General features: G+C 60.2%; 25 protein-coding genes and 4 pseudogenes. 12 read left to right on the top strand and 17 right to left on the bottom strand.

Annotated elements, in window-relative coordinates:
- Nucleotides 1-42: 42 nt before the first annotated feature.
- The 4 genes from BS630_RS06530 to BS630_RS06515 form a co-directional block, all read right to left on the bottom strand.
- On the bottom strand, nt 43-1,101 hold the full coding sequence (locus BS630_RS06530) for a nucleotidyltransferase family protein (protein ID WP_231283901.1): 1,059 nt from the start codon (nt 1,099-1,101) through the stop codon (nt 43-45).
- A gap of 448 nt (nt 1,102-1,549) precedes the next feature.
- Entirely contained in the window at nt 1,550-2,047 is a 498-nt protein-coding gene (locus BS630_RS06525; protein ID WP_077976748.1) for a GNAT family N-acetyltransferase, read from the bottom strand.
- On the bottom strand, nt 2,044-2,340 hold the full coding sequence (locus tag BS630_RS06520) for a type II toxin-antitoxin system TacA family antitoxin (RefSeq protein WP_077976747.1): 297 nt from the start codon (nt 2,338-2,340) through the stop codon (nt 2,044-2,046). Before BS630_RS06520 ends, BS630_RS06525 begins: the two co-directional genes overlap by 4 nt.
- Before the next feature lie 193 nt (nt 2,341-2,533).
- A complete protein-coding gene (locus BS630_RS06515; RefSeq protein WP_077976746.1) occupies nt 2,534-3,298 on the bottom strand; it encodes a metallophosphoesterase in 765 nt (254 codons plus the stop codon).
- A 147-nt stretch (nt 3,299-3,445) separates the two neighbouring features.
- On the opposite strand from BS630_RS06515, the gene BS630_RS37875 reads away from it, so the two are divergent.
- On the top strand, nt 3,446-3,613 hold the full coding sequence (locus BS630_RS37875) for a hypothetical protein (protein WP_245310394.1): 168 nt from the start codon (nt 3,446-3,448) through the stop codon (nt 3,611-3,613).
- Nucleotides 3,614-3,626: 13 nt separating this feature from the next.
- Here BS630_RS37875 and BS630_RS37870 read toward each other — a convergent pair whose 3' ends face one another.
- Entirely contained in the window at nt 3,627-3,950 is a 324-nt protein-coding gene (locus BS630_RS37870; RefSeq protein WP_245007105.1) for a hypothetical protein, read from the bottom strand.
- Between the two features lie 129 nt (nt 3,951-4,079).
- On the opposite strand from BS630_RS37870, the pseudogene BS630_RS06505 reads away from it, so the two are divergent.
- Nucleotides 4,080-4,865, top strand: a pseudogene (locus BS630_RS06505) (alpha/beta hydrolase); the annotation flags it as partial.
- 26 nt (nt 4,866-4,891) lie between these two features.
- On the opposite strand, the pseudogene BS630_RS06500 reads toward BS630_RS06505, so the two are convergent.
- Both BS630_RS06500 and BS630_RS36390 read right to left on the bottom strand, forming a co-directional pair.
- Nucleotides 4,892-5,152: pseudogene (locus BS630_RS06500) on the bottom strand (PHP domain-containing protein); the annotation flags it as partial.
- Between the two features lie 24 nt (nt 5,153-5,176).
- Nucleotides 5,177-5,341, bottom strand: a pseudogene (locus BS630_RS36390) (transposase); the annotation flags it as partial.
- Between BS630_RS36390 and BS630_RS36385 the strand changes: the two are divergent.
- A pseudogene (locus BS630_RS36385) lies at nt 5,332-5,580 on the top strand (SOS response-associated peptidase); the annotation flags it as partial. The pseudogenes BS630_RS36390 and BS630_RS36385 sit on opposite strands and share 10 nt — an antisense overlap.
- A gap of 291 nt (nt 5,581-5,871) precedes the next feature.
- On the opposite strand, the gene BS630_RS06490 reads toward BS630_RS36385, so the two are convergent.
- The 4 genes from BS630_RS06490 to BS630_RS06475 form a co-directional block, all read right to left on the bottom strand.
- The gene (locus BS630_RS06490; protein WP_077976744.1) at nt 5,872-6,198 is read right to left on the bottom strand and encodes a hypothetical protein; all 327 of its coding nucleotides are present in this window, start codon (nt 6,196-6,198) and stop codon (nt 5,872-5,874) included.
- A complete protein-coding gene (locus tag BS630_RS06485; protein WP_231285539.1) occupies nt 6,183-6,518 on the bottom strand; it encodes a hypothetical protein in 336 nt (111 codons plus the stop codon). The genes BS630_RS06490 and BS630_RS06485 overlap by 16 nt, the downstream gene beginning before the upstream one ends.
- Before the next feature lie 331 nt (nt 6,519-6,849).
- Nucleotides 6,850-7,344 carry a lipocalin-like domain-containing protein gene (locus BS630_RS06480; RefSeq protein ID WP_077976743.1) on the bottom strand — a complete coding sequence of 165 codons (495 nt, stop codon included), beginning with the start codon at nt 7,342-7,344 and terminating at the stop codon, nt 6,850-6,852.
- A gap of 52 nt (nt 7,345-7,396) precedes the next feature.
- Nucleotides 7,397-8,230 (bottom strand): SDR family oxidoreductase, encoded by an 834-nt coding sequence (locus BS630_RS06475; RefSeq protein WP_077976742.1) that lies wholly within the window; start codon nt 8,228-8,230, stop codon nt 7,397-7,399.
- A gap of 95 nt (nt 8,231-8,325) precedes the next feature.
- Between BS630_RS06475 and BS630_RS06470 the strand changes: the two genes are divergently transcribed.
- A complete protein-coding gene (locus tag BS630_RS06470) occupies nt 8,326-9,225 on the top strand; it encodes a LysR family transcriptional regulator (protein ID WP_077976741.1) in 900 nt (299 codons plus the stop codon).
- Nucleotides 9,226-9,865: 640 nt separating this feature from the next.
- Here the strand turns inward: BS630_RS06470 and BS630_RS06465 are convergent.
- A complete protein-coding gene (locus BS630_RS06465) occupies nt 9,866-11,446 on the bottom strand; it encodes a methyltransferase regulatory domain-containing protein (RefSeq protein WP_077976740.1) in 1,581 nt (526 codons plus the stop codon).
- 312 nt (nt 11,447-11,758) lie between these two features.
- Nucleotides 11,759-12,673, bottom strand: coding sequence for an SDR family oxidoreductase (locus tag BS630_RS06460; RefSeq protein WP_077976739.1), 915 nt, complete (start codon nt 12,671-12,673; stop codon nt 11,759-11,761).
- Between the two features lie 60 nt (nt 12,674-12,733).
- Between BS630_RS06460 and BS630_RS06455 the strand changes: the two genes are divergently transcribed.
- On the top strand, nt 12,734-12,982 hold the full coding sequence (locus tag BS630_RS06455; protein WP_077976738.1) for a hypothetical protein: 249 nt from the start codon (nt 12,734-12,736) through the stop codon (nt 12,980-12,982).
- Between the two features lie 611 nt (nt 12,983-13,593).
- Here BS630_RS06455 and BS630_RS06450 read toward each other — a convergent pair.
- Nucleotides 13,594-14,064: a DUF2147 domain-containing protein gene (locus BS630_RS06450; protein ID WP_077976737.1), complete on the bottom strand. Its 471-nt coding sequence runs from the start codon at nt 14,062-14,064 to the stop codon at nt 13,594-13,596.
- 408 nt (nt 14,065-14,472) lie between these two features.
- Between BS630_RS06450 and BS630_RS06445 the strand changes: the two genes are divergently transcribed.
- Nucleotides 14,473-14,934: a MarR family winged helix-turn-helix transcriptional regulator gene (locus tag BS630_RS06445; protein ID WP_077976736.1), complete on the top strand. Its 462-nt coding sequence runs from the start codon at nt 14,473-14,475 to the stop codon at nt 14,932-14,934.
- Entirely contained in the window at nt 14,931-15,746 is an 816-nt protein-coding gene (locus BS630_RS06440) for an NAD-dependent epimerase/dehydratase family protein (RefSeq protein WP_077976735.1), read from the top strand. Before BS630_RS06445 ends, BS630_RS06440 begins: the two co-directional genes overlap by 4 nt.
- 116 nt (nt 15,747-15,862) lie before the next feature.
- Here BS630_RS06440 and BS630_RS06435 read toward each other — a convergent pair whose 3' ends face one another.
- Nucleotides 15,863-16,786 carry an AraC family transcriptional regulator gene (locus BS630_RS06435; protein ID WP_170269571.1) on the bottom strand — a complete coding sequence of 308 codons (924 nt, stop codon included), beginning with the start codon at nt 16,784-16,786 and terminating at the stop codon, nt 15,863-15,865.
- Between the two features lie 164 nt (nt 16,787-16,950).
- Between BS630_RS06435 and BS630_RS06425 the strand changes: the two genes are divergently transcribed.
- The 5 genes from BS630_RS06425 (at nt 16,951) to BS630_RS06400 (ending at nt 22,931) form a co-directional block, all read left to right on the top strand.
- Nucleotides 16,951-18,267: an MFS transporter gene (locus BS630_RS06425; protein ID WP_077976732.1), complete on the top strand. Its 1,317-nt coding sequence runs from the start codon at nt 16,951-16,953 to the stop codon at nt 18,265-18,267.
- Nucleotides 18,268-18,617: 350 nt separating this feature from the next.
- A complete protein-coding gene (locus BS630_RS06415; protein WP_077976730.1) occupies nt 18,618-19,082 on the top strand; it encodes a (2Fe-2S)-binding protein in 465 nt (154 codons plus the stop codon).
- A 10-nt stretch (nt 19,083-19,092) separates the two neighbouring features.
- Entirely contained in the window at nt 19,093-21,408 is a 2,316-nt protein-coding gene (locus tag BS630_RS06410; protein ID WP_077976729.1) for a xanthine dehydrogenase family protein molybdopterin-binding subunit, read from the top strand.
- Between the two features lie 181 nt (nt 21,409-21,589).
- On the top strand, nt 21,590-22,231 hold the full coding sequence (locus tag BS630_RS06405) for a DedA family protein (protein ID WP_077976728.1): 642 nt from the start codon (nt 21,590-21,592) through the stop codon (nt 22,229-22,231).
- A 67-nt stretch (nt 22,232-22,298) separates the two neighbouring features.
- Nucleotides 22,299-22,931 (top strand): class I SAM-dependent methyltransferase, encoded by a 633-nt coding sequence (locus tag BS630_RS06400; RefSeq protein WP_206117055.1) that lies wholly within the window; start codon nt 22,299-22,301, stop codon nt 22,929-22,931.
- Between the two features lie 419 nt (nt 22,932-23,350).
- Here the strand turns inward: BS630_RS06400 and BS630_RS06395 are convergent, their stop codons facing one another.
- Both BS630_RS06395 and BS630_RS06390 read right to left on the bottom strand, forming a co-directional pair.
- On the bottom strand, nt 23,351-24,448 hold the full coding sequence (locus BS630_RS06395; protein ID WP_077976727.1) for an aldo/keto reductase: 1,098 nt from the start codon (nt 24,446-24,448) through the stop codon (nt 23,351-23,353).
- Between the two features lie 251 nt (nt 24,449-24,699).
- The gene (locus BS630_RS06390; protein ID WP_077976726.1) at nt 24,700-25,284 is read right to left on the bottom strand and encodes a dioxygenase family protein; all 585 of its coding nucleotides are present in this window, start codon (nt 25,282-25,284) and stop codon (nt 24,700-24,702) included.
- Nucleotides 25,285-25,297 lie beyond the last annotated feature (13 nt).

Genomic DNA, 25,297 nt, shown 5'->3' with positions numbered 1-25,297 from the left:
GGTCAACTCTCAGCGCAAATCAACACTCAAGCGGGCCTATCTTTATCTCGTGAGAGTGCCAACCATTCGATTGACGCCGCCCCAATATTCCTTGTGCATGGTTTCAGCTGCCTCCGAGATTGCCAGCTTCCAGGCAGGTCCGCGATTCCATGCCTCTTCCACGGCATCAGCCAGTGAAGGCCCGTGGCCGGTGACCGGCAGGGCGTCGAATAGCATTCCTGCCTGTCTCAGGTCTTTATCCCGTTTGGCTTGGCCGCCAGCGTCATTTTGGCGGCGACCGGCAACGATAAGCTTATGCACTGCATACCTGCAAGGATCAGGGATGACCACCGAGATACCGGCACCATGTAGCAGGATCGAACGAACGGGATCACGGATCAAGAAATCCATGAACCTTAGCGGTTCGGCCGACGCGCCGCCGAGAGCGGGCATGTTGGCGGGTTTGTCAGAATATTCTTCAGCTCCTCTGTTCGTCGTCATGAATTCGACCCGGTAGCCGGTTTGATTCCGGAAGGCATGAGATCGAGGGCTACCGCTGATGTGCGGCACGGCCCGGAACGTTGGATCAAGCCCTTTCAGGAGATCGAGGATCGGCGGCAGTGAATCCGCTACTTCGGCAGAGATCGCGAAATCCTGGGCTAGGTCTGCATCACCTGTTAGGATCGCCGCCGAGGGCAGACGGATGCCGAGATATGCTGAGTAGCATTGAAAAGCGACAGTGCCGATGAGAACACCGCGCAGCCGGAAGAGACCGGCCTTGGCAAGCGCTTGTACGACATCGCCGGTAAAGCGATCAGGAGCAATCAAACCGGCTTCCCGCGTCAGCGTGGAAACGAACTTGCGGCGTGCCTTATAGTCTGACTTCTCGCCCTTGAAGGTTTCGACCCGTTCCGAAATCACGGGATCGTCGGCAGGCCCGACATACCGGCGCTTCTGCCCGCCCTCACCGTCGGGTTGGTCGAAATACCAATAGCGCCGACCATCGACTGCCACCGGCACAAATCTACCCGACGGGGGGAAGTCTTCCGCCCAATCGTCATCGAATGCCCGTTGCTGAAGTTCCGCGACCATGGTCCGGAACATGAGATCAATCTGCTTGATCACGGCGGCCTCTATATTGTTTTCACAAATCTAGTATAGACACTGTCTTTGGGCAAGCGGTAGTCGGCACTCCCCTGGGGCACTGTCCCCACCTTCACGACGAATATCGGGCTCCCGGCCAAGGCAGGGATATGCTCAATCTAACACTTGTCACTATCCAAAGGCCTCTCTATATTGTTTTCGCAAATATAATATAGTGAATCAGTTGAAACACTTCTCCTTGCTGTCTGCGTTTACAAGTTCGCTCCGCTCACATTCTGGCCTCTCGGGACCGGATTGCAAAAAATCAGAGGGGTCAAGTCATCGCGCCTCCAAGAATTCCTCGGTTTAGGAGCGCATACTCAGGTAACTCATTGAGCAAGTCGCCTTGAACGGATCGGAACCCTCGGCACCTCATTTCTTGCGCCGAATTTCACGGTTTGATTCCAGCGATTAGCAGTCAGCTTGGTCAGGAGGTCAGCGCGTTGTTGAGGTCATGCAACCCGACCAGCAGCATCATGGGGTCGGACGGGGAAGGCAGGAAGCCAACCGCTTCGTAGAAGGCTCGTGCGTCATCAGATATCGCATGGACCAAAACGCCGCGAATCCCAAGTATCTCGGCGGCATTGATCAAGCGCAGACCTGCGTCGCGGACTAACGCCCTGCCGAAACCGCGTCCCTGATAGGTTTGATCAATGGCAAGGCGTCCAAGCACGGCGACTGGTATCGGATCAGGCATGTTCCGCCGGAAACGTCCCGGCGCTTCCGATTGCTTTACCGCGCCGGAAGCGAGGGCGTAATAGGCGATGACGCGGTTGGCCTCACACACGACGAAGGTTCGCGATGCGCCGCTCGCCTGATTGGCGCGGGCGCGCAGACGCAGCCAATCGTCAAGCTCAGGGACACCAGAATGGAATTCGGCTAGCTCGTGATGGTCAGCAAGTGGCCCGGGTACGCTTAAGGTCACACCTCATCCCACGGCGCTTTGGTCGACATGGTGCGCTTAAGACGCTCATTGGGCTGTGTTGGCGCATCGAGCCGGGCCAGATACTCTGCGTAGACTTCTGCGCTGACAGTGAAGATCGTCCGGTCAAGTAGTACTTCCTCGGCACGGCGCTCGGAAGCTTCCAGCATAAAATCTGTGCGTGTCTTGCCTAGCATTTCAGCGGCGCGGTCAATCAAGTTGCGCGTCGCAGGCTTAATGCGCATATTCAGCGCCACGCTTGCGTCCGGGCGTTTGCTTGGGTGCGAGGTCGGCATGGGAAGCTCCTGTCTAGAAGGACCATATAGCGTAACGACATCATCTTTACAAGGTTCGTAAAGATGATGTCGTTACGCGTTCATTCTCAGTGCTTGAAGCAAACCGTCGGCGCGACTTTATTCTTTGACCATAGTCTTATTTTTTTGGAGAACGCCATAGTTTCGAGACATGACAGCCGACCTCCTACTCTTGTCAATCAGACGGCCGCCACTCGGCGACTCGGATGGCGCCGCTCTCGGTCAGTTCGGTGCATAGGAAGTGTGAAAGCTCATCGTGTCTGATTACAGCGGCGCTTAGCCGGCCAGTCCGAAACGCTCCGGTATCCAAAGCTATGCGGTTCGAATAGACTTCTGGTCGAAGCGACTTTGTGATCGTGTGACCGTGTAGAACGACGTGGCCAAACACGTCAATGTGATCGAGAAAGCCCGCCCTGATCCAACGCAAGTCGTATTCGCTTTGATTTGCGAGCTGAACGCCGGGACGTATTCCAGCGTGAACAAAGCAGAAGCGCCCGATCTCCTTAAATGACAGCGCATTTTCCAGCAAGTCCACGTGGTGTGGGAAAACGCGGCGGATGTCTGCAGCGATGTTCTCGAAAGCAGGAACTGGCAGAGTGGAATATGCGCTCAATGTCGCGACGCCTCCCCAGTCCATCCAGTTGACGGCGTCCTCATGAGTGAGAGCACCACGAAGGAGTTCACGCAGGTAAAAATCATGGTTGCCAAGGATTAGTCGGGAACCCGGATAAAGGTCGAGTGTCAAACAGACCTGATCGAGTACCTTTGGACTGTGAGGGCCACGATCGATCAAATCGCCCAGGAAGATCACGACCGGCTTCGAATGATGTTCATTCGAGTCAGCGGCGATGTATCCAAGCATGGCTTCGAGAAGATCGGCGCGTCCATGGACGTCGGCAATGGCATAGACGATGTACGGCAAGCTCTCGGTGATAGTCACTATTTTTCCCTGCAGGCGAACATGGTGCCTTAATAGTCCAGTCTTCCCGATTCGATATATAGGCCGGGGTCACCCACATCATACACGGCTGCATCAGCGTCGAAAGCCGAGAGCTCGCAGCCAGGCGTCGACCTGCCCGAAAGCGTCTTGCTGCCACTGATCGGCGGAACGCCCGTCGAGAATATCGGTTTCTGCGACGAAGTTTCGGAGGCTACTGGCGCCATAGCCTTTAGGCACATCGAATTTGTTGGCGAAATGCCTATGATCTTCCGCGCCGATTGCGTGTTCAAGCAGCGGCTTACAGGCTTCCGCTAGAGCTTCGATGCCATCAGAATCGTTTCGGATGCAATAATAAACGTTGTAGGCACGCTTTTTGCTTATGGCGGCCATTGAGCGCATAGCCCTTCATACCCAAAAATGCCGGGATAGAGCAAACGGCCACCTCAACGCGATTGGTTCCGCCGCTAGGCATGTCACCCGTGATTGCAACGAGTTGATAAAAGCGCAAAGCGAGATCCGGGGCATCCGCCCGCTGTACCACAAAGTCGTTGACGATCGGCGGCCTGTTCTTCACGATTTCAGCATCTCGCGGCATTAGGAAGTCGACAACGATTTTGATCGGCCGGACATCATCGGTTGGTACTTCACGCATGAGTCGAAAGCGCTTTACGTCGGGCCCTGTACGAAACCGTTGCCAATCAACGCATACCCGCCATCGCCAAGAGCAGCGGCATCGAGTCCGAGATCGACATCGAGAGTGCCAACACGCCGCCTTGAGCAGTCGATGCCTGGCTACGGATTCTCTGGCAAGCCGACAGCGACGGGATGGGGTCCGGAGCGCATGGCCAAAGCCTGGGCTGACCTTATGAAGCGTCTCGGCTATACACGTTATGTTGCGCAGGGTGGCGACTGGGGTGCATTTGTCGTCGACCAGATGGGTCTTCAGGCTCCGGAGGGCCTTCTCGGCATCCACACCAACATGCCCGCTACCGTTCCAGCCGACGTTGATAAGGCGCTTCTGGCCGGTGCCCCTGCTCCCGGCGGGCTATCTGCCGAGGAAGAGGGCGCCTACGCTCAGCTAGTCAGAACCTTTAAGCAGGTCGACTATGCTAGGCTGATGGCAACGCGCCCACAGACGCTGTATGGTATTGCGGATTCACCCGTTGGTCTCGCCGCATGGCTTCTCGATCACAATGATGCGGATGCGCAGCCGGCCGCGGCTGTCGCCTCGGCCTTGAATCGGACCGCCAGCACGACGGGCGAACTTACGCGTGACGAGATCCTCGATAACATCACGCTATATTGGTTGACGAACACAGGAGTCTCTGCTTCCCGGCTCTATTGGGAATACAAGGGTGGCTTCTTCAATAAAAAGGGTGTCAACATTCCGGTGGCCGTCAGCGTGTTCCCTGGCGAGCAATATGAGGCCCCGAGGAGCTGGACCGAAAAAGCGTATCCAAAGCTAATTCACTACAACAAGGTGGAGAAAGGTGGCCATTTCGCGGCTTGGGAACAGCCACAGCTCTTTACCGAAGAGCTACGGGCAGGCTTCAGATCGCTTCGATGATTACCGAGATCCGAGCTTAGGCGAGGAATGCCCTGTGACCGCGCATAGCGGACGTCGAGAAAACGGTCAGGAAGTACGGCGCGTATTTCATCGTGCGGATGAGATCGAGCTCGTGCCGCACGACCTTCAACACATCGGGCGGCAGGCCTTCGAGATAGCGTTCCGGCACGCATTGCCAGACATAGTTGCTCCAGCGAGGCCTGAGCATCCTTGCCTGGGATGATTGCCTCCTCCGGATATTGGTAGGTGAGTTCCTCAAGCGAGAAAGTGCACCGACGGACTGTTTGGTTCGCGCTGGGCGGGGTGGACAGTTATTTAAGCCAACGGATGGTACCCGCCAGTGCGATCACGGCTCGATAATTCTTTGCTGTCTTCTCATAGCGGGTCGCGATGCGGCGAAATTGCTTGAGCCTGGAGAAGCAGCACTCGATCAGATGTCGCTGTGCATAGAGTCGCTTGTCGAGCGGATTATTTCTTTGGGTTTTTGACCACGGATCCCAACGACCTGGTGAAGCCGATCCATGAAAAGGCGATGCCGGTCCTGTTACTGACGAAGGAAGAGACCGATATTTGGATGCGGGCGCCATGGGAAGAGGCCAAGGAACTGGCCCGCCCATTACCGAATGACGCGCTGATAATTTCATCTCGTGAACCGTATGGATCCAGGATCGTGTCGAAATCCGGAGAGCCGGTGGAACAGGGCATTCTGCTTTGACGCCTGAATTCCGGACTTGTTTCGGAAAACGAAAAAGCCTGCCGCGGGAGGAGGTGCGGCAGGCTTTTCGAAAGAATTGAACAACGGCTGGGAGGAGGAGTGCCGCTGTTCCGTCAGGCTCCCCTTGGGAGGAGGAATGGGTCGCCTGAAACACGAAGCTCTGCGGGAGGAGGTGCATTGCTTCGTTGACCTGAAGATATCAGAGGTTGCCCTGATCGCCAGCGCTTAGATCGCAGTGCAGCCATGCATTTGCTGCAATGCAACATGAATTCTGTGCTTATGATTTGGCCACTATGGTCGCAACGGCTTTCTCCGCGCGCTAGGCTCGAAACCGAGAACGAATTCGATCACCTTGGCGGAAGACATTTCGCACGGCTTCAGGATCGACCCAGGGCCAGCCAATCGATAGAGGTTGAAGCTGACGATATCGGTTCCGCTAAGCTCCTCGCCATAGAGCCAGGTCCGTTTGCCATCCTCCGACCGCTTGACGGTAACACCCCATGATCGATTACCAAAATATCCGTCGACATAGCCGTCCGGCAACTTCGCAAGCGCGTCTTCGAACGTCGCCGGAATTGATGGAGGTGTTTCTGTGCAGGCGGTCACGGTGCCAGGCATTCGTCGCAGATCCCGCAGCCATCGTCATCCATGCTTGAGGCCGGACGAAAACCTACGACAGCACGGACATGTCGTTGCATCCGGTGCACACGTTTCATCGCGATCCGGCGGAAGAATTTCATATAGAATTCCGACAGCATATCGGCCGCGCTTCGATCCATGGCGATGCTCCGGTTCGGGGTTACACCAGACATAGTGAGCCTCGAAGGCCGTTCAAGCCGGCAGCGCGCGCCGCCAGGGACGAACCAGTTCGAATATAAGACAATCGAGCGGCCTTCTTGACGATCATCCATCCGTTTCAGATTCTTTTTATCTAACAATGGCGTTGGCCTGGTATCAGAAGAAACATTGGCTGGGGGTGGATGCAGTGCGTTCAGATCTGGTTAGTTTTGCACCGATTTGCAGACATTGCGGCCGCCCTAGAACGGCTTGTTTCTGACATTGGAAAAGTCAGAAAAACAATTTCCGTTTAAAACTTGGGGCTTTGCGGACGAGCGGATCACCTTCCGGCTTCTTGCGATCGACGACCTCCCTGGGTTGCGCACATGGTTCGAGGATGCAGAGCTATCGCGCCCTTCGTTTTGGGCGGGGTGGAAGAACGGACGCTCGACAAGGTCGAGACCTGCTCAAAGGCCCGGTGCCCCCGGTGGCTTATTTGACACGCTGCCATTCAATCCTGATTTCAGTGCCTTCCGGCCTCCGGAATTGTTCGGTCATGCGGTCGCCGTCAACCACCAGCCTCAGATCATCACGCGTTCGCACGCTGCCGACCCAGTTCGGAAATGTCGCCCCTTCGACACGGTTTCCGCTCAATTCTCCTTTTTCATCAACGGTGTAAGTTCCGAAAAACCCGATACTGCGTGACATGGCCATGCGATTTTCATCATCTGTTCCCGCACCGCGAGCGTTAGAAGCAAAACGCGGGATGCCGGCGTCGGTAAGAACTTCCACGAAGTGCATGTCGGGAGTGAAGACGAGAAGACCGTTGGGTTTCTCTCCATAGGCAGAGATATTTTTTCCACCGGGATCAATCGTCGCCGACATCATCCGCCAAGTGCCTACTACCTGATTTTCTGGGGCAGTCTGCGCGAAGGCGGAAGACGAAATGCTAAGGGCGAGAGCCAATATTATTGGTCGAATGGACATGCTGTTTCCTTTCCTGTTCATGAGGTCTGTGTTTCCAGGCCGCTGTCGCGGTTCACAGATCCTGCCGGTCGGCGGAATTCGCCACTCCCCGCTGCGCCTCAAGGGCAGCGAGGCGTACGGAAAGCGCCTCTGAGATTGAGGAATAAGCCGTGCTACCCAGCGCCAGCCGCAATGACGGTGTTTCGCTCTCGGCGGCTGATATGATTGCAGCTACGGTGCGCGCCGCATCTCCCTTGATCTCGAAGCTGCCCTCAGTGATCGCCCGGCGGACGGCGCCGGCAGGGGTTTCATCGTAGGCATCCATCGGTTTCGCGCGGACGAGATTGGCTCCGAAATTCGTGCCGGTCGGTCCCGGCTCGGCGATAATGAAGTCGATGCCGAAGGGACCCACTTCCTGTGCGAGGGATTCGACGAAGCCTTCGATACCCCACTTGGTTGCGTGATAGAGGCTGAAGCCCGGATAGGCGATCTGCCCTCCTTCGGACGAGACCTGGACGATCCGTCCCCCGCCTTGCTTTCGAAGAAGGGGCAGTGCGGCACGGATCAGATGGATGGATCCGGTAAGGTTGGTGGCGATTTGCCGGTCGATCTCTCCATTCGTGAGCTCTTCCGCAGCACCGAACAGGCCATAGCCTGCGTTGCTGACAACCACGTCTATCCGACCGTGACGCTGGAATGCGCTCCCGACGGCCGATGTAATGCTTTCCGATTCAACCAGATCGAGCCGGACGACATCCAGGCGTTCGCGGTAATCCTGCGTCAGTTGCGCCAGCGCGTCGGACCGGCGGGTTGTCGCGACCACCTTGTGTCCCTTGGCGAGCAGTTGCCGTGTCATCTCGAGGCCGAGCCCCGAGGAAGCGCCAGTGATGAACCATGTCTTGAGCATGTGAACTCCTCATCTGTTCATCTCCGAATGTAATTCAGCGACATTGGTGTTATAAGATCTTCAATATGAGATGGTGTGGTGAGGTATAATCACGAATGGTGCGTCCCAGTCTGAATGATCTGGCCGCCTTCGCGGCAGTGGCCAGCCACCGCAGCTTCCGCAGGGCTGCTGAGGTCATGGGGGTTTCGCGCTCCGCACTCAGCCACGCGATCATTGGACTGGAGGGAAAACTGGGCGTTAGGCTTTTCAACCGGACGACACGCAGCGTGTCGCTGACCCAGGCTGGCGCACGCCTCCTCGCGCGTCTCGATCCGGTTCTTCAGGATCTCGATCAGGCGCTCGATACCCTCTCGGAGGAGCGCGGCACCCCGAGCGGCACATTGCGGATCAACGCGAACAAGAGCGGAGCCCGCATCCTCCTCGCGGAAGTCGTGCCGCTTTTCCTGGATCTCTATCCCGACGTTGAGCTTGATCTGGTTTCGGAAGGTCGGCTCGTGGATATCGTGGAACAGGGTTTCGATGCCGGAGTGCGCCTGCTGGAGGCCATCCCGCGAGACATGATCGGGGTGAAGTTCGGAGGCGACGTGAGATTTATAGCCGTGGCGGCGCCATCCTATCTGGACGGTAGAGCAATACCGAACACGCCGGATGACCTGCATGCTCATTGCTGCATCCGCCAACGTCTCCCCAGCGGGAAGCGCTACCGCTGGGAGTTTTCCAAACGCAGCGCCGAGGTCGCGGTCGACGTCCCCGGCAATCTTACCCTTGATGACAATGATCTTCTCGTGCAGGCGGCGGCAGACGGACGGGGCATCGCCTATATCCCCGAGCACTTCGCCCAGCCATTTCTCGAATCGGGCCAACTTGTGACCGTTCTTGATGACTGGTGTCCGCCCATACCTGGCCTGGCGCTCTATTACCCGCGCAGCCGGCACGTGCCGTCCCCGTTACGCGCCTTCATCGACCTCCTGCGAGAGGTGGATAAGACACGATGACGGGGCGCGGGGAATGGCGTCCGACCCGCCTGATGGATTCAGGAAGACCTGCGGCACCCGAGCTGTGTTCGCATCACCGTTCGCGTAGAACTGGTGGCTTACCGGGCTGCCGGGAGGAGATTTGGTGAGACGAACCGCATTCGTCTCTCAAAGGTGATGCTGCCCTCGATTGGTTCAATATTCGATGGCGCTGATGCGAGACCGACCCCTGAACGGAGGCTACCAATGGAGGGATTATTGCCTCAATGTCTTTTCTTCCTTTCAGAGTCACCCGCGGCCTGGAGTTTGCGGCCTTCCCGCGGGATCGCCGGAGAAGGCTCTCGCTGATGCGAAGCGAAAAGCCGAACGCGTCCATTTGTGGTGAAACCCGAATTCGCAGCTCTGTCGGATCTGAGGGCACCTGAAGACAGTTCCCGGAGTGATAACGAATGGTTTTTGAAATGGTGTTGAGGTCGTTCTCGTAGATCTGCGGTAGGACACGTCGCGGTGGAGTTCGCGGCGCCCGTTAGCGACAGAATGGCCGCATGCCCATCCACGTTGTCGATCCAAGTGCCGACGCCGGCATCCCACTACCCTTCGATAATTGTCAATTCCATCTCTCTCCTTTAAGCCATGGAGGAATGTGCCCTGTCGGGAGCTATCATCGCTTAGCCTCATTCGACCATCCGCCGCCCTCAGGGGCATCAATGATCTGCAAGGCTTGCAGAAGCGGTCGCCCAAACTTAACGAATTTTCTGGCCAAAATCCTAATCTCCTTCAAGTTTTCGTCCTTGGCTTCAATCTTGTTGCCGTCCCTCACGAGGCGTTCGCCAGTGCTGTCCAGGAAATCCCACACATAGTTGGCCAAGGCCTCCGCGCCCTCTTTGCCCGCGGTAGTGGCGAGCACGAATAGCTGTGTCATGTGGTTGAGCCCGATCCCGCCGCCGGTCACCGGCGATACCATGTGATGCAGATCCATGCTGACAAGCGCCCGTTGCAGAATGTGTCGGTTCAGCGCCCTGCACTGCTCGGAGACCGTCTCCGAGGGGCCTTGGGCCGGGGCGGCAAAACCAGCCCCCGTGAGTACCGTCAGGAGATCAACAATGTCCTGAGGTTTAAGCTTTCGCAGCTTGTCGTGTTTGAGAAGTTCCTCGACACGTTTTGGTCGGTAGCCATCGTCGGCCAAAGCCTCGAGGATCAAGTCGTATTTGTCGGCGGGCAGTGCCACTTCGCCCCTCGCGCACATGATCTTTTTCGGGACATCAATCTCCGGGACTACAAGCACGAATGCCAGCGCGCACCAGGCGTCGCGATGTTCCCGACCCGGGAGTGGCCTTGCTCCCTTTGCGAAGATATCGGTGCGGAAGCGCCGGTTCACCAGAAAGTCGCGGACCGTCTCGCGCATGATCGGATGGCCAATCTGCGACACGAATCTAGTGCCCTCCTCGTTGAGCTGGAACGCATCAATGCCGTCAAGCAGCCGTGCGGAGCCGACATATGTGAGTTTGGCCTCATCGAGGCTACGGGCCATGTCGGAAAAATGCTCGAGATGCCAAACCGCATTCATATACTCGTGTCCGAGATAGTTGCGTCCCTGTTTACCCATGTGCTCCAGATGATGCCTGGCGAAAGGGTTGTCCCGAAAATAGTACGAGCCTGCCTTTGCGATTTCTTCCGCGAACTGCACCGCGCCTTCGATCATCTCGATGGGTCTCGACATCTTCCCGCCCCCATAGTCCTGGTAAAGGGACATCAGCTGCCGGATCGGTACCACTGGAGCCCAGCCGGGCAGGCAGTTATAGCTAATATACGCGACACCCCCGGGCCGAAGTTTCCGCCGGATGATGTCGGTTATGATCTTGCGGTTATTTTCCGAGATCCAGCTCCAGATGCCGTGAAGCGCTATAACATCAAAGTCCGGAAGATCCCTCCGGTTGGCAAATTCCTCGAAGGAGTCGTCGTACAGGTGAATGTCGGCTCGAGACGCATCGGCCAGTTTGCGAGCTTCGACTGTTTGCGCTGGATTGAAGTCAGTACCCCAGTAAGTTCCGGAAGACGCCGCCGCAAGCATATTGATCGTAACCCCCTGCCCGAAGCCTAGCTCCAGATAGGACGGCGCATCGGGCAGTTGCGGCTCTACGGCATTGCACAGGCATGCCAGGCGCAACATCGCCGGGTTCATTTCCGGATAGTATCCATGGGTATAATTGAGGTCAGTGAAGTAGCCGTATGACCATGCCATCAGGAAGTCTCCAGGACACGTTCAAGGCTCGCGCCTGTCGTCCTTTGTTGTTGGTTTTGAAAAGAAGTAAGCGACATTGGCCGGCACCACGCGTTACAGGGGGAAACCGACGGCGACACATTCCATTCCCGTGAATGAAACCGTCATGACCTCGACGCCTTGCGGGAACCGGATACCCGAGGAAGACGGTCGATTGTCACTGGCTAGGACGAGTCCCCTCAGCCGAACGACTCGTCGGCGGATCCGGTGACCCGGCAGCCATCGCTCACCGATGCAGCCGGATAGGGACAAGGAGTGACACGGCTCGGCGTCTTATGCGAAAATCGCGCCGGTCATCTTCAAGGACATATCCCAGAGCCGCGCCGCCGCGCCGCTATCCAACGCCTGCTTCGGGGGCGTCTCCTCGACGGGATATCCGCGCATCCCGCCCATTCGGTCAGGTCCATAGTACGCGCCGTCCCGTGCCACCGGATCGGTCCCAGCGTAGAGCGTCGGCAAGGCGCCTTGCCAAGCGGGTTGGAACAGGAAGGGCAGGAAACGGCGCAGCATTCCGGGCAGGCTCGACCGCCCCGAGCCGTTCACAATCAGGTCGGTGCGTGTGATGCCCGGATGGGCCGCCAGGCTTTCAACGCCCCATCCCGCCGCCTTGCTGCGCCGGCTCATCTCGAAGGCGAACATGATGCAAGCAAGCTTGGACTGGCCATAGACCCGCATCGGCTTGTAGCTGCGCTCGGCCTGCAGGTCATCGAAGTCGATCGCGGCGCCGCGCGCCGCCACGCTGCCGAGGGTCACGACGCGCGGCCTATGCCCACGCTTCAAGAGCGACAGCAGATGAGCCGTGAGGGCGAAATGGCCGAGATAGTTCGTTCCAAACTGGAGTTCGAAGCCATCGCTGGTCTCGCGTCGCACCGGCGGTCTCATGACTCCGGCATTGTTGATCAGAAGGTCGAGCCTGTCCTGCTCCTGCGCGAGCCGCGCCGCAAAACTGGCGATCGACGCAAGGTCTGCGAGATCCACTTGTCCGAACCGCACCTGCGCGCCAGGCACCGCATGTCGGATCGCGGCCACGGCTTCAGCACCCTTTTGAGCATTGCGCCCGGCGATCACGACGCGGGCGCCGGCGCGGGTCAGAGCTAGCGCGTCCTCGTAGCCCAGCCCCCCGGTGCCGGTCACCACGACCGCGCGGTCCTCTTGAGATGCAATATTACTGGCCGTCCACTTGGTCATCTACGATCCTTTCTTCTTGCAAGGCGGAGGAGGGTCGAGCGATTCTTGCCTCGACGCACTATGTTCGTCTTCATCCTCAAGATGCCAGTTGCGGCGCAAACTGCCATGCCTGAAGGCGTAAAAAACATGCCTGATTCTACGACCATGCCTACCAAGCACGCATCGCTAGCAACCGATCCAGGTCAATCGTCCGAAGGCTTCAGGCCGCATAAAAACGGTGAGACCGCCAGCCGCCAAACCGGTCAGCCCGACGAAGGCACCCTTTTCAGCGCTCACATTGAGGTGAACAGCGAGGTCGCAACACGATGAAGGCGCTGAGGCAAGCAAGCAGCAGCACAAATGCCCCGCTTTCGACCAGCACACTCCAGTTTCTTCGACTGACGCGGGTGACCAATTCAGCAATGGCGAGATTGGGAACTTCAAAAAAGAACACAATGATCGCGTCGAACTAGCCGCTGAAGTCCGGCTCGCGACCGAACCCTCCGACCAGCACGGACCAGAGCCATCTTCCACTCGATAGAGTCACGATCCGATCGTCAGCGCGAACAGCCTGACTGCCCAGGCGCGATGCTGATCCTAATTGCCGGCCGGGCTCGGGCATAGGCCATGGCGGCGCGGCGCACCATCTACGCGCCGCAGAAGCCAAAGCCCGTATCCATCAGCGGGCCGCCGATCATACCTCTTCTCAATATGAAGCGAAGGCCATCAACCCCGGCCAAGCCGGCCGAAGGGACCTAGGTTCGATCGAGCCAACGATTGAGGGCGGGAACGCCGAGTGCCACCGCTTGGCCGGGCGAGTTCCCGACCAACAGGCGAGGAACTTTCCGCTATGGCGCTTGTGTTGAATCGCACATCATTGTGCGCTCCCTTTCGAAGGCATGGCTGCTGCCCGGGTGGGTCGCGGAAGCTTCTTTATCGCTTCATTGCGCGCGGCGAAGCACCATGGTCCGGCCGAGAAGGGTGGTGCCCCTATAGGCGCGGAGTTCCAGTTTTCCGCTCACAAGCGTTGCTCGGGCGGAATGGGTCTGGCCAGTCGCTCCGCTGTAGAAATTTCCGCCTTCCCAGCGGCCGTCAGCAGCATCCCACTTGAGGTTGGTCACCAGAACAGCTCGCTCCAGAGAACGGCTCCTGAGGTTCGGATCCGGATTCAGGGTGTCCTTCTTGAAGGTCTTGCCATCAGCCTCGACCAGAAGCTTTCCGTAGAGGACCCGGGCCGCATAGGTTTCTCCGGCGTCGAACATCTCAAGTTTAAGGTTGCCGTCCTCGGACTCCCATACGCCGACAATCTGATCCGGCGAAGAGGCCTGTGCGAAAGCCTCCCCAACCGGGAGACCTGTCATTCCTGCCGAGAGCACTGCAGCCAGCAACAGGCCCATTAGTGATTTCACCATTCTATGCTTCCTTTTTGACGGTTTAGGGCGGACATCGACAAGAGAGTCGTGCGCGCCAGACGCTGTGGATGCCAATGATCCAGCGGCTCTCCTGAAAAGGAGCGCGGTCTTGGAACCGGCCGGACAACTGCCGGGACATTGCGCCCGTGAAGCTACATGCTCGCTGCGCGGCGCCGAATGCCCAGAAGCTCAAATTTCCTGCCTGATCCTACAGTTGAGCAAAGCGAGTATGGCTCATCCCAGCTCGCGCAGCAGTTCGTGAAGAGGCGAGCAAGCCGGCCTTCGTTCGAGCCGCCAATGCTGCCTCCTCTCCCTCCCGCCAGTGATCTGAGCAAAGCGGATCCCCTTGACATTTGTTTGGTACCTCACGTATTTGCTAGGTAGCTAGCAAAATTGGAACATGCGTTGATGGATCGGGAGCGGAAAGATACAGATCGCGAACTTATCGGAGCCTGGACAAAGCGATGCTACTTCGCCGGACGGGCGGTCATGGACTCTGCCCTGCGTCCCTATGATCTCGGATCCGTGCAATGGTACGTGCTCTACCAGCTCGCGACTGCCGGGCCGACCATGCAGCGGGATCTCGTGCGGTTGCTTACGATCGAACGCGCCACAATGACCGGCATTGTCGCGACCCTCGTGCGCAAGGGTCTCGTCGGGCAAGAGCCCGACCGGGTTGATCAGCGCCAGAAGCTTCTACGCATTACCGCCACCGGCGCCAAGTTGTGGGGCGAGCTGCCCGATCTCTCTTTCATCCGCTCGGTCGCGTTCGACGGCATCGACGAGGCCGACATCGCGGTCGCGGTCCGGGTTCTTCAGACCGCAACGGAGCGTCTCGAAAACCAGCTACAGAAAGGAACAGCGTCATGACAGTCTTGGTAACCGGCGCAACAGGGCTCGTCGGAGCCCGCCTTCTTCCGCGCCTTGTCGAAGCAGCGGCGAATTGCCGTGTCCTGATGCGTGGCGGGAAGCAGGCGCCTCCCGGCGTCAGCGCGGCAGAAGCGGACCTCCTCGATCCCGCGTCCCTCATGCGGGCGGTAGAGGGCGTTTCGGCGATCATCCATCTCGCTGCGGTTTTCCGCACGCCCGACACCGATCTTATCTGGAAGAGCAACCTCGAAGGCACGCGCAACCTCATCGCCGCGGCAAAGGCGCGTGCGCCCGAGGCACGTTTCATCATGGCAAGCACGTCCAATGTCTATGACGCGGACAGCCCGTGCCCTGGCCGTGAGGACGATGCGGCCAACCCGCAACAAGCCTATCCGGCCAGCAAGCTCGCCGCCGAGAACGCGCTACGTGAAAGCGGGCTAAACTGGGCGATCCAGCGGTTCGGCTTCGTCTATGGCGACAAGGACGGACATCTCGAAGAGTTGCCGCGATTGGTCACAAACTTCAAAATGCAGCCGGCCCAAAGGATGAGCATGGTTCATCATCGCGACATCGCAACCGCCATGAACCTCGCCCTGACCGGCGCTATGGATGGGCGCATCGTCAATATCGCCGATGAGGCGCCCACTTCGATCTACGAGCTTGTTGCGCTGGTCGGCGGAACAATGGAACCGTCTTCGGCACCGCTCGGCAATCCCTGGCGCCTCCACATGGATGTCTCACTCGCTCGCAGTATTGGTTTTCGGCCGATCGTGAGGACCGTTTATCAGGCAATGCAGGAAAACCTGATGTGACGCCGCCGTCGGCAGCTGACGGCCGGAGGAATATCCGCGCCACTCACAATGGCATTTCTTCGCAGCAAGGCCGCTCCGAACCGAGGCTGCAAGGGGCGACCTGCTGCAACACGGCCTTACGCTGTTCGCGCCTTGCGGCTGGCGTACTGGCTATACATGCGCTGATGGTTCAGCGCGTCCTGCTTTGGGGCAACGCCGAACATCCGCGAGTATTCGCGGCTGAACTGCGAAGCGCTTTCGTAGCCGACCTTGTAGGCGGCTTCCTCGACGCTTGCAGCGTCCGCGACCATCAGGCGTCGTGACTCAAGGAGGCGCAGCTGCTTCTGGAACTGAAGCGGTGTCACCGAGGTGAGCTGCTTGAAATGCTGGTGAAACGATGACGGGCTCATGCGCGCCACCTCGGCCATTTGTTCTACACGCAGCGTCTGGGCGAAATTTGCGCGCAGGAAATAAATGGCCTTGGCAACCCGCATGAAATTCGATTCCGGCACGGCCAAGCTGCAGAGTTCGGCGCCGTGCGGGCCGGTCAGAAGCCAATAGCAGATCTCCCGCATGACAGATGGGTAGAGGATCGGGATTGCCTTCGGCGTCTGGGACATTCGGATCAGGCGCAGCACGCATTCCGCCAAAGGTTCGTCAACCATTCCGACGAACACGGATGGACCGGGCGTGGCAGGCGAAACCGGTGGCGTCTCCAACTGCTCCAACACCTCGCGCAGCATCGTCACGTCAAGATCGATGGTGACGCCGATATAGGGCACCTGCGGACTTGCGTCGACGACCCGCCCGCTGGCCGGCATTTCCATGCTCACGACCAAGCATTCCATGGCGCCATAGCGAAGCGTCTCTTCGCCGAAGAGAATTTCCTTTGCGCCCTGAGCCACCACGCAGAGCGACGGACGATAGATCTGCCGCATAGGCATCCGCTGCTGGTAGGAACGGATGATGTTGACGTTCTCGATCTGCGTCGGAAACAGGCCTTCACCGCCGCCCTGGTTTTCGATGTATGCGGTGATCCCGTCAAGCAGCGATGACGACACGCGAACCTCCGGTTGGTTTCGAGGCCAACGCAGCACTCGCCCTTCCGCCGGCAGCATATCGCCGCCTGTAGGAATAGGCAAGTTTATTGAGGTATTCGGCATTCTGGTCATGGAAGACTTCCTCTAGCTTGATGACGTCACTCACAGCCAGGGAAGCACCAAGCATGACAGAAACGGCCGCTTCGTCAATAGATAAGCACGCTGATCTGCCCACCATATCTACTGCGAGCGGCGATGAGTACGTTGAGGGTCGGCGGGCCACAATGCTGCTTATTACGCTATTTCTTGTCAGCGCCACGTCCCAGATCGACCGGATGCTTCCCTTCGTCCTGGCCGAGTCAATCAAGGAAGAACTCGATCTGAGCGACACCGAGATGGGCTTGCTCACGGGCCTCGCCTTTGCGGTCTGCTACACGCTGCTGTCGATGCCCCTCGCCCGCGCCGCCGATCGAGGATCGCCCCGTTCCGCCCTCGTTTTATGCATCTTGCTCTGGAGCGCTATGACATTGCTCGGCGGCCTCGCCATGAGCTTCCTGTTCCTTGCCTTTACCCGCTTCGGTGTCGCGTTCGGCGAGGCCGGCGGAACGCCCTCCAGCCACGCGATCATCGCCCGGAAGATCCCGCCCGCGCACCGCGGGCTGGCGCTCGGCATTTTCTCAATGGGCATTCCACTCGGCACCATGGTGGGCTTCGGCGCCGGCGGCGCTATCGGCGATACGCTCGGCTGGCGTACAGCGCTGGTAGGGGCCGGCGCCATGGGCGTGCTGATCGGTTTGCTGGCGCTCCTCGTCGTCGGTCCGACCCCACCGCTCAAGCGCTCGGCCGCCACGAGCGAACCTTTCCTGCGGTCGAGCTTGCAACTGCTTTCGTCCCCGTCATTTCGTTGGCTGTTTATCGGCTCGATCGCACTCGGTTTCGCCGCGGCACCGTTCTACGCTTTCGCGGTTCCTTTCCTGATCCGCACCCACGACTTCAGCGCCAGCGAAGCCGGGCTCGCGTTCGGACTGCTGCAGGGCCTGATGGGGATTTGCGGAACACTGATAGGTGGGCGCCTGTTTGACCGCGCAGTGCGCTCCCGCACCGGCAGGTTGCTCGGGCCGCCCGCATTCCTGTTCATGGTCGCAAGCCTGACAACGACCGCTGCGTTGCTCGCGCCGGTCGGGTGGCTTTCTATCCTCCTTTTCGTCCCCGGCATGTTGTCCTTCGCGTTTCTTCTGCCCTGGTGCTTCGGCGCTGCCCATTTGGTGGCAGGCAAGGGCAAGGAGGCGATGGCGACGAGCCTCGCGATGATCGGCTCCGGTCTTCTGGGGCCGGCACTCGGCCCCCTTATCGTTGGCATGATCAGCGATGCAGCGACAGCGGCGCAGGTTCCCAACGGCCTTGGGCTCGGTCTGCTCACCGTCCCAGTCGCAAGCATCCTGACCGGCATCGCCATGCTGATCGCAAACCAGCGCATTGCTGCCTCGCTACGGCGGCCGTGACTGCCGAAGGGCCACGGCCGCAACCCCCGACTTTCACGAATTTCTGCGAAAGAGAGGTTCTTTCCATGTCCGACCCGATAACGCCCGTCGCACCGTCTTGGCGCTCGCCGCCGCCCCAGCGTCAGCAGGTCCGCGTCCATGCCCCCTCTGGCCGCATCTGCAAACCGGAGGATGTAGCCATGGCCATCGCCGCCTTGTGCGCGGGAGACGGCGAGTGGATCAACAGCCACCTCGTCTCCGCCAACGGAGGCTTCCTCTGATCGGCCGGGGCGAGTTTCGCGCCGCCGTGTGGCGCCGCAACGGGACGGACGATCAGCAACGCAATGCGGGCAATAATCAGGAGAAACTGCATGGTTGAGTTGGTCGTCAATGGAAGGTCGTTGAGCGTCGACGCCGAGGTCGACAAACCCCTCCTCTGGGTGCTCCGTGAGGATCTCGGGCTGCTCGGCCCGAAATACGGATGCGGCATTGCCCAATGCGGGGCTTGCCGGGTCCTCATCGACGGAAAGTCCACTCCCTCCTGCATCACGCCAGTCGGTTCCATCGCGGGCGCGTCGGTGGTGACCGTAGAGGGACTGGCTCAGGCGAACGGCGCCCTATCGGCAGTGCAGCAGGCGTGGCTCGACGAGCAGGTGCCGCAATGCGGATTTTGCCAACCGGGCTTCATCGTCGCCACCACGGCGCTGCTGGAGGCGAAGCCACGTCCGACAGACGCCGACATTGATGAGGCGATCACCAATATCTGCCGCTGTGGGACCTACCCGCGCATCCGCCGCGCGATCCATCGCGCCGCCGCCATGTTGGCCGAGCGTTGAGGAGACAGTCATGGCCCGTTTTCTCTCCCGTCGCGGCTTCCTGATCACCGGCGCGGCCCTTGGCGGCACCGCCCTTGTCGCCGCTGTCGGCGGCGTCGGCTATCTCGCCACCGTCGATGTCGACGGCCTTCACGGCCATCTCAACGGCGAGCGGGCCGCGCTCAATGCATTCCTCATCATCCAGAGCGACGGCCGGGTGGTCGTCAATGTTCCGCGCACCGAGATGGGCCAGGGCATCCATACCGGCCTTGCCATGGTGGTGGCCGAGGAACTGGATATCCCTTTCGACGACCGCATCACTGTCGAATTCCCGACGGAGGCGCATCCGGCCTATTCCGTGTGGTTCAACATGCTGCAGATCCGCCCGGAAGAGGCGTCCGGACCGGTTGTTTGGGTGGGTCGGCGCGTGCTGGGGCAGCTGGGCTTCATCGCCACCGGAGCGTCAGGCTCGACGATGGGTATGTGGCACCCGATGCGCGTGGCCGGTGCTTCGGCCCGCTACATGCTGCTGGCGGCGGCGGCGGCGCGGCTGGATGTGCCGGCCGCGGAGCTTGCCACCGGCGACGGGTTTGTTCAACACGTGTCCTCGGGCCAGCGGCTGTCCTACGGCGAGCTTGCCCGCGAGGCCGCCCTCCTGCCACCACCCGATCGTCCAGCGCTGAAACCCGCCTCTGAATGGCGGATCATCGGCCGGTCGCAGCCGCGGGTCGATCTCCCTGCCAAAGTGCGGGGTGAGCCGGTCTTCGGCATGGACATTGCTCTGCCTGACATGGTCCATGCCGCCATTCGGCATGCGCCGGTCTTCGGAGCCAAGGTGGGCCGCGTCGTTAATGAGGCCGAGGTTCGTGCTGCGCCCGGCGTGCATGACGTCGCCGTCATCGAGGGGCAGAAGGTGGCTGTGGTCGCGGCTTCCTGGTGGCACGCCGAGCAGGCCGCCTGGCTTCTCGATATCGAGTGGACCAAGACCGATGCTGACGGTGTCAGCAGCACCGAGATGTCAGCGCGACTTCGATCCGCGCTCGCAAGCACGACCCCGTACGAGCATATCGACGACGGCGACGCCAATTCCGTGATCACAAATGCTTCGACGGTGGTCAAGGCGGAATACACGGTGCCGTTCCTTCCCCATGCCTGCATGGAGCCGATCAATGCGACTGTGCTCGTCCGCGACGACTTGACTGCAGAGACGTGGGTTTCCTCGCAGTCGCCGATGGCCGTGCGGCAGGGCGTAGCCCGTGGCGCGGGGTTGGCGGGAGTCGAGCCAACCTCGGTGACCTGCAACATCACCATGAACGGCGGCGCCTTCGGCCGGCGCAGCGATCAGGACGTGGTGGCCGAGGCAGCTTTCCTCGCGGCGCGGCACCGTGGGCGACCGGTCAAACTGATCTGGTCGCGCGAGGAGGACATCGCATGCGGGCTATTCCGCAGCCATGCAGCTGCCCGACTGCGCGCTGCCCTCGGGCCGGACGGCCTGCCGGTTGCCTATGACGCGCTTGTCGCGACGCAATCAGTCATCGAATCGATCGCCAGCCGCAACCTGCCCGTCAACCCCGGTCCCGATGGGGATCGCATTTCGGTCGAGGGGTTGGACAAGCTGCACTACGCCGTCCCCAACCGTCGGATCCGCAGCCAGCATGTACCCAGCCACATGCCGATCCACTTCTGGCGATCGAACGGCTTCTCGTTCAACACCTTCTTCACAGAGAGCTTCATCGATGAATGCGCCCTGGCTGCCAGGGCGGATCCTTTGGCCTATCGCAGGGCACTTCTTCGGGGCAGTCCGCGCCACCTCGCCGTGCTCAACCGCGTGGCCGAGTTGGCCAAATGGGGCACGCCTATGGCGCCAGGTCGCGGACGCGGCATCGCCATCGAGGAGTGCTATCGCAGCGTCGTGGCGCAGGTGGCCGAGGTGACGGTGGCCGCAGACGGTGAAATCAGAGTGGACCGCGTCTTCTGTGCAATCGATGCGGGGCTCGTAATCAACCCCGACGCTGTGATCGCCCAGATGGAGGGCGGCATCAGCTTCGGCGTGACGACCGCGCTGATGAGCGCGATCTCGCTTGATGGTGGCGCGGTCGTGGAATCGAACTTTCACGATTTCCCTATGCAGCGTCTGGCCAATGCGCCGGCGATAGAGGTCGCGATCGTCGACAGCGGCCTGCCGCCGGGCGGGGCGGGCGAGCCGGGGATCGTGCCCGTTGCCGGCGCGATCGCTAACGCCATCCACGCAGCCACCGGCCGGCGGATACGCTCGTTACCGCTGGCCGTCACCGAGACTGTCGACGAACGCCGAACCCGGACCGTTTTGCCCCCCGCCGCGACGTGAGGCGTGTGTGCTCGCCTCGGATCAGGAAAGCTCATGCCGGACGAACCGACGAGAATTGCCACTGATCCTGTCTATCTGCGGGCGGCTTCAGAACCACCGGGGGCGGCCCGCCTCCCTTCAGGTCGCGCGGTCCGCATCCGGCGAAAGCTGCCCCAGTCATCGATCGAAGAGGAATGGCATTATGGATTTTGACCCGATAGCAGCGATCATGGCGTGGATCGGCGCGTATGGGCTCGTTGGTCTTTTCGCCATCGCGCTGGCCGAGCGCTTCGTGCCGGTCATCCCATCCTACGGGCTGCTGCTGGCGATCGGAATCGGCGCAGCGGACGAGGCCTGGTCGCTGCCCGCTGCATTCCTTTCGACAGTCGCTGGCGGTATGCTCGGCTGCGCAGCCTTGTTTTACACCCTGCGGGGGATGGGCACCGCGCGGTCCGTGCGCCTCCTGAACAGAGCCGGGCGGATCTTCGGAATGTCAGTCGATCGCATTGAGCGCGGGACTGCGTCATTCCGCAGGAATCAGGCAACGCTTGCGTTCGCTCTCCAGCTCGTCCCGACCGTCCGGCTGTTCGCTCCGGCCTTCGCCGCCATTCTGCGCGGAAGGTCGCGTAGCGTCCTCGTGGCATCGGCAGCCGGCATAGCCGCCTGGAACGGGCTGTTCATCGGCATCGGCTTCTACGCCTCCCACACGATCGAGACGGGGAACATGACGGTCCTCGCTTTGGCAGCCCTGGCCTGCCTGCTCGTTACAGAAGTAGCCCTATTCTGGCTCGCACGATGGGTTCGCGCCCGTCGCAGACGGGGGGCCGCGCTATGCCAAACCTGATGACATCTGGCGGGGGCGCGCAATCGGCAGTGCTACCGGGCCAAGAACATGTTCGGGGTGATATCCAATGAAACAGCAGCGTATAGCCGAGACGTTCGGCTTCTTACGAGCATGGCTTAAGAACCCTCTGCGCGTCGCCGCCGTCGCACCGTCGGGACGGGCGCTGGCCAACCTCATCACCTGCGAAATCTCGCGCGAGACCGGCCCGGTGATCGAGCTTGGGCCCGGCACGGGCGCATTCACACGCGCCCTGATCGCCCGTGGCGTCAGAGAGGAAGACCTAACGCTGATCGAGTTCGGGTCCGAGTTCGCCGCTGCGCTCCATTTCCATTATCCAAGAGCGCGCACGCTTTGGATGGATGCCGCCCGCCTGCGTACGATCGACCTCTTCGACGGGAGGCTAGCCGGCGCCGTGGTCAGCGGCCTGCCTGTGCTGTCGATGCCGCCCCGTAAGGTGATCGCGATCCTGACCGGCGCATTCCGCAAGATGAGGCCGGACGGCGCCTTCTATCAGTTTACCTACGGCCCGCGTTGTCCGGTTCCGCTTCGATTATTGGACCACCTCGGGCTCCAGGCGGAACGGATCGGTGGCACGCTCGTCAACCTTCCTCCGGCGGCTGTCTACCGGATCAGACGCACGCACCCCAATCCTTTCCACCTTGATCGCGTCTCATTGCGACAGCGCGAGCTCGCTGGATAAAAACTGGAAAGGCGCGAACGGAGCTCTGATTGGTCCAAGCTGGCGTCTTCGAGCGATTACCTGCGCAACAACCTTTATGTCGCCGCGAGTGGCATGTCCTGCCAACCCGTGAAGCACGCGGTTTTAACCATTGGGCGGATCGGCTGCTTTCGCGACCGATAGGGACGGCACGGGCGGCGATGTCGAAATTCCCTGGGGTATTTCCGCTGAAGGAGGCAAGAGCTGCACCTTGCCTCCTTCTAGAATCTTACAGGTCAAGCTGTGATCTTTGTCTTAAGCCAAATCACCGCAGCCTCAGAACTGGGAAATTGCAGGTTCCCCCTCGAGCCGCTTTTCTGAACAGCAACATGCGAGGCTCTCCATGGAGGCCGCTCTTCGCCCTCGATCCGCGAGAGCATCTACTAACCGAAGTTGAAATCTCATTGGCCCGTCCGAGCACGAGCTGTTGCTTGTGCCGCCCGGATCAACCCCTGATACTGGGCATCCTTGTCAGGATACCAGGGCATTCGTGCAATATCGGCGAAACCTGGGAGCGCCTCCATATGCTGCACCATGCGCCGGCGCATCGCCTCGTCTGGTAAGGGCCCGTACATGGCCTGGACATTCTCCTCGGCATGCTCCGGATTCGAAGTACCACATAGCACCGTCGTGACGGCTGGATGGGCCATAACCCACTTCAGGAAAAACTGTGCCCAGGTCGCGGCTTCGAATTCCCGAGCGAAGTCCGGTAGCGGGCGACCTTCCACCACCTTCATCAGGCGTGCCTTTTCGAGCGGAAGGTTTATGAGCACAGCGACCCCGCGGTCGGCGGCGGCCGGCAGCAGCCGGCGCTCGGCGCTGCGGTTGAAGATCGAATAGTTCGTCTGAACGAAATCAACACCGCCACGCTCCACGAGTTCGGCGAGCTGATCCTGCGGTCCGGATTCATGGTGAGTCACGCCGACGTAGCGAATGCGACCTTCCTTCTTCCAGGTCTGCATGAGGGGCAGGACCACCGGTGCGTTGACGATGCTGTGGCACTGCATGAGGTCGATCGTGTCGCGCCAGATACGCAGCCTCGACTGCTCGAAACTTGCCACAGCATGGCTCTCGTCGCCGAGATATTCGCCGGTCGACCAAATTTTGTTGGCCACGAAAATCTCGGATGCCTCCGGAGTACCCGCAAGGAACGCGCCAACAGAAACTTCCGCCGATCCGTAGAGGGGCGACGTGTCGATGACCCGACCACCGCCCGCGACGTAGCGCCGAAAGACCTCGCCGAGGCCGCTGCGGTCGTCACCCGGGCGGGCGTCAAAGGTCAGGAAGGTGCCGAGACCGAGTGTGGTGAGGGTCTGCTGCGTTCTCGGAATCGTTCGTGTTCGCGCGGCTTTCGCGGCAGCCGTCTTCGGCACGCTCGCTTGGCCCTGGGCGTTGGCCCCACCGGAAAGGAACGGTGTTGTAGCCAGTATGGTGGCTCCCGTGCCCAGCGTACCGATGAAGCCGCGCCGGCTGAAGCCGAAATTCTGCCGTTCGCTCATGCAATAGTCTCCTTTGTTGTAAGCTTGACTTCGTGCACGGACCTCTGCGCGTCGCGGGCTGGGTGACTGACCGAACCACCACAGACCTTCGATGCGGATCGGCGGCTCTCGAAGACGCCGCCCAGTGGCATGAGAGATCGCGTTTGCGCGCACGACGGCTAGGTCACTGCCGCTAAGCGACGTGCGATGACCGCTCCGACCCGCGAGGAGCCGGTGGCGCGGCGAGTTTGGATGGCTGAGATACCCATGGCTCAGACCACAAAGTCGAAGCGTGCGAACTGACCGTCGCCAGCGGGGCTAATGGTCATGAGCAGCGTTTCGTCGAAGATCCGGTCGCGCGCATTGCCCGGCTCGCCTGGGAAAAACAGCTGCGTTGTCATGACAACTCCGCCCGGACGCTGAACCCGGAAATGAAAGTGGCGCGTGCGTCCCGGATACAGCGCCGGCACCACGGTGTTGAACCACCACCGGCCTTGCTCATCGGCGAACTGGTGCCCACGCAGGCGAAAGCCCGAACGATCGTACTCGCCGTTTTCGTCCGCCTGCCAGATCTCGACGAGGCTGCGCGACGTGGGGCGACAGCGATCATCGAGGACGTAGCCGGCCACGGTGATGCGTTCGCCGCGGGGCGCCTCCAGATATAGATCCTGCTTCAGAGGTGAGTTCGGCTTGAAGAACGGGCCGGCCTCGCGGGCGGGCGTCGGTTCGTCTCCGTCGGCGCAGGCGCGCGTCAGCGGCAGCGACGGCGCCTCCTTTCCGATAGCGACCGCTCCGGAAAGCGGCACGAGCGGCATGGCGAGAAAACCCGAAAGAAGTGCGCGCCTTGATGTCGTCATTGCGGGGCCTCCG

It is taken from the genome of Rhizobium laguerreae (assembly GCF_002008165.1).
GTDB classification, from domain to species: domain Bacteria; phylum Pseudomonadota; class Alphaproteobacteria; order Rhizobiales; family Rhizobiaceae; genus Rhizobium; species Rhizobium laguerreae.
This window is presented reverse-complemented; position numbering and strand designations above follow the sequence as displayed.